This is a genomic window from Paramuribaculum intestinale (assembly GCF_003024925.1).
Taxonomy (GTDB): domain Bacteria; phylum Bacteroidota; class Bacteroidia; order Bacteroidales; family Muribaculaceae; genus Paramuribaculum; species Paramuribaculum intestinale.
Genome location: NZ_PUED01000166.1, coordinates 1 through 5,088, shown reverse-complemented (window position 1 = coordinate 5,088; position 5,088 = coordinate 1). Strand labels below are relative to the sequence as shown.

1 protein-coding gene is annotated in these 5,088 nt (G+C 50.1%); it reads right to left on the bottom strand.

The features are described 5' to 3' along the window. Positions 1 to 9 precede the first annotated feature (9 nt). On the bottom strand, positions 10 to 5,088 hold a 5,079-nt coding region (locus C5O24_RS10650), incomplete at its 5' end, for a helicase-like domain-containing protein (protein ID WP_107681802.1).

The window sequence follows — 5,088 nt, the reverse complement described above, 5'->3', positions numbered from 1 at the left end:
GCGAAACCCTCAGGGCGGAGTGGCTCCACAGCCTCCGATTATTATGCGGGAACTTAACGGTTCTCGCTGGCGATAACCGGGAGACGCAGGTTCGGCAACCATTGTTTCCTTCGGGCCGGTTGCCTGAGACGGGTTATCTCTTACTTCGACCCTTTGGGTATCGGGCTGCTGCTTGTTCTCATCTCCGTCCTGCTCCTCTTTCTTGGGAGCGAGGGCGGCGGTGATTTTGCGGTCGAGGGCGGCAAGTTCGGATTTGAGCAGCTTTAACTCATCCTCTTTGCCCCACGTCTTGGCGACGATGGCTTCGAGTTGGGGAACGTCGGCTTTTAGTTTGGCGGTTCGTTCCTCATACTGGGCGATGATGCCGGGTATCTTCTCCAGAGCGTTGACAAAGTTCATGCAGGCGGCATGGGTGTCGGACATTGCGATAAAGCCGTTGTTGAACTTGTATTTGTAGTTGCCCTCAACTACAAATCGGTTTTGAACGGTCTCTTTTCCGTCGGCTAACACCCTTTCGGATATAATACTGATGGGGAAGCCATAGACTTCTCCGATACGCTTGTACTGACCGTGGGTGTCGGTTTTCAACGCCAGACCTTGCAGGTGGATACCCATGTTCTGCTCGTCACGGAGGTTGCAGGTGTCGATAGTGAGATTGTTGACGGGGTTGCCGTCTTTATCCCGCTGAACGACCGAAGCATACCGGGCGGCGTCCTCCTTCATGCGACTGATTGCCGCCTCGTTGTTGGCGATGTCGTGGCTGATGGTCTGGAGTCTGAACTTGGAATCTGATATGCCCTTGTTGTGGGCTTTGCGCTCAGATTCCAGTGCCGCGATACGTTTCTCTAACTTGGCTTTCTCCAACAGGTCGGTGTTGCCGCTGAGAATAGCCATATACTCCGAGAAGTTCATGCCGTTTTTCTCGTCCATTGCACCCTCGTCGATTGTTCTCGCTCCGAGTGCGCCGGATTTGAGCTGGTCGATGAATGTCGCCTTGCAGTGAAGAAGATTGAACTTGTAGGAATCAAGAGACTTCTCAACTGCGTAGATGATTACATCCACCTTATTATCAGCGTATAACTTGGCAATCTCGTTGCCGGCTCTAACTGCCCGACCGTCACGCTGTTGCAAATCGCTTGGACGCCAGGGTGTATCGAGGTGATGGACCGCGACACACCGCTGCTGTGCATTGACTCCGGTACCCAACATTGTTGTCGAACCGAACAAAACTCTCACATCGCCACTGTTCATCGCCTCGATGACTGCCTTGCGGCTACGCTCAGTCTTACACTCCTGAATGAAGCGTATTTCATGAGCCGGAATACCATAATCCTCTATCAGCTTGCGCTTGATTTCGGAATAGACATTCCATTCGCCGGGCTTATATGTTCCCAAATCACTGAAAACAAACTGTGTACCACGCTGGACATCGTATTTTCTGTAATACTCAGCTATCATCTTGGCACAGTGCGAGGCTTTGTTGTTGGGGTCATCCTCGGCATTGGGGTCAATCATACGCATATCAAGAGCCATCTTGCGGGCATAGTCCGTGGCAATGAGCATCTTTGCCTTTTCCTCGGTTTCAGATAACGGTGCGCGTCCCAATATGGTAGCATCGCCACTCTCGGCAAACTTCATCAGTTTCTCGATGAAGGCTTCCTGCTGGGGCGTCGGCGGGATATTATGAAGAATCTCGTTCTTCATCGGTCTATCAACTCCAACATCTTCGGCAGTACGGTAATCCGTTATCTCATTGTAGAATGCCGCAAGTTCCGGCACCTTGATAAAGAACCTGAATCTCTCCTTCTGGACTATATGATTTGTGACATTGAACTCAAAATCAGTGGTCTTCTTGGCAAAGATTGCAGCCCATGCGTCGAAGCAGCGTATATCCTGCCTTTCAAGCTCATTCGGACGTAGATACTTGAACAACAGATACAATTCAGTAAGCGAGTTACTGATTGTAGTACCCGACAGGAATGTCGCGCCCAAATCCTTACCGGTTCTCTCTTGAATAGTACGGATTGCATAGAGAAGATTCAGCGCACGTTGCGAGCCTTCCGAGTTGCCTAACCCAGCCACTCTATCATGGCGGGTGTTGAACATGAGGTTCTTGAACTGATGCGATTCATCAACGAAGATGTGGTCGATACCCATCTGTTTGAAGTCCACAACATTGTCGCGATTCTGATCCATCTGGTACTGAATGGTCGCTATCTTGGCGGTAAGATTCTCCTTTCGTTTTATCAGACCTTTGAGCATACCACGCGACACATCATGCCCCTGCTGCTTAACCACTTCAAGGTTCTCCTCAACAGTATCAAGTTCAGCCTGAAGGATTTGCTGCTGCATCTCCGGCGACTGCGGTATCTTGCCGAACTGGTCGTGAGACATTATCACGCAATCATAGTCGTTGTTCTTTATCTGGTTGAAGAAGTTGACACGGTTGTCTGCCTTGAAACTCTTTTCATCGGCAAACAGGATACGGGCATTGGGGTAAGCCGACTGATAGGTCATGGCAATCTCGGCTACATTGGCTTTAAGACCAATGATCATCGGCTTATGTGCCAGTCCGAGACGCTTCATTTCATGCGCTGCAATGCACATTATCAGTGTTTTACCCGTCCCTACCTCGTGGTCGCACACGCCACCTCCATTCTGTTTCAGCATCCATATACAGTCCATCTGACTTTGATATATGGAGCGGATTCCATACCTGTCACCCAATAATTTCATATTGAGGTCAGGGAAGGTCTGGTGACTGCCGTCATACTGCGGACGGACGAAGCAGTTGAACTTGTCATTGTAGAGGTCAACGAGTTTTTCCTTGAACTCTGGTGACTGGGCTTCAAGCCACTCGCTGAATCCGTTTCGTATCTCGTCAATCTTTGTGTTGGCGAGTTGGATTGCCTCGTTATCCGGCACCTTTATGTCGTTGCCGTTGTCGTCCTTTCCGGCTGACTTCTTGATGTCGGGAACGGTGTTGTGCAGGGCGTGCTTCAGCAGGTTCATACCGTCGTAGGTGCGGTAATAGCCTCTTACGCAGAACTCTTCCCAGATGGTCATGTTCTTGCGGCTCGCCTCTGCCGAGTATTCATCCATTGAGGAAGAATAGGCTATCTTCACATCGGTGTGGAACAGGTACGACATATATGCCGAATATATACCCGTGGGAATCCATCGCTCACCGAAGTTGAAATCAAGCTCATCGAACTCGATACGGCGTGGCCGGGCTTCCTCCAACGCTTTGAGGGAGTCCTTCGACATGGCTACGAACGGTTCAACCCCGTCATAACCGGGGAAATTCTTGATGCGCTCTTCCTCCCGGTCAATCCATGCCCTTACATCGTTGGCTTTCGCCACGACATTGCCGGCGATGAAGCGGTCTTTAATCTCGTAGTTTTCGACTAATGGATTATAATAGATGTGTCCTTCGAGGTTATCCACCAAGGAATCCTTATCCATATCCACCAGCCCCGACATATATTCGAGATTGACCTCACCATATTTATTGAGTGAAGCGGACAGAGCCTCCATAGGAGTATCTACCGAAGTAACCTCGTCAATGGCGAATGAAACCGGATGGTCGAAAATATCAGCCTTGACAAAGCGACCGTTTTCGCCGCGCTCCAATGCAAGTGCATCCCTGCCATTCGCGTCCATCAATATAAATCTCACATTCTGTTTCTCGTTGAGATTACCATATTTCTCTACAAACTCGTCGTAATACTGATTGAGGTGTTCGCGCAGTTCGGCACTTGCCTCATGTGTCTCAGCCTCGTAATTGTAAAGTTGCTGGTATGTCTCCGACAGGGTGACATAAAGCATGGCTCGTTTTGCCTGTTCCGGCTTTAATTCCAGAGGGTTAAATGTGGCACCGCTCTTGCGGACTTCTGAAAGAAATCCTACAAGACCGTCCTGAACGACCATACTGCCGTTGTGGTGGAAGAACTGAATGTCCTCCGAGAAAGGACGTGGCGACATATCGACCTTGACAGGCTCTGTCTTGACAGTAGAGCGTTGGCCGGGAATGAAGTCTCCTTCGGTGCGCTGGATTGTGATACCACCTTCTTGGATAGTCTCGCCATTGGATGTGGCTTGTTTGGCGGCTTCTTCCGTCTCACGTTCATGACGCATTTCCTCCAACTGACGATGTGCAATTGACATCATAGTCTCGTAAAAACCATTGATGGGCGGATTGTCCTCCCAGTTCAGAGAGCCGTAAAACTCCAGCTCCTTTTCATTGAGCGGACGGAATTTTTTGACAGGAATGTCTTTGACCTCAACACTCGGCTTCGGCTTGGGAGTATCCTCAGCCGGTTTCGGCTGACGGCGGGGCTTACCGATAGGCTCCAATTCTCCAAAAAGATTGTATGCGAACAGTCGAGGGTCTGGATTATCGGTATAATCAGGACTACCATCTGTCTCTATCTCCTTGGCTGGTTCAGCTTTTGGTGACTCTACGGGAGCGGGGGCAGGAGTTGAAGCCGGTTCCGGTTCGGGCTTAGGCTCTGCTTTCGGCGGCTGATTGGGCGTAACCGTCTCAACCACTTTCTGCTTGGTAGTCTTTTTCAACTTGGGGTCTTCAAGTTGCTCACAGATTGCCACTCGTTTACCGGCCCGCACAAGTTTGGGAAGGTAAGTGTCAAGCGCATGATGTGGAAAACCTGCCAATTCTATTCGGCTGTCAATACCAGTCTGGCGACGGGTCAGGGTTATACCTAAAATTTCGGAGGCAACAACTGCATCCTTACCGAAAATCTCATAGAAGTCGCCAACTCTGAAAAGCAACACGGCATCAGGATGTTTCTTTTTCATCTCCTGATACTGCTGCATCAGAGGCGTGTTGGTGAGACTCGACTTCTTTTCTACCTTTGGAGTTTTTTTAGGTTCCGGCTTAATAGGGTCAGGCGTAGGCGGCTTGATTCCGTTGGAATTGTATAATTCCAGATGCAGGCGCAGGTGTAGCGACTCATCGAGTGCCCTGCGCAAGTCTTCGGCAATGCCATCGACACCTCCGTCATGGTGGTACACGATGGCAGGTTTGCCATACTGGTCAGTGCCAACCTTTGCATCGGTGCATATCAC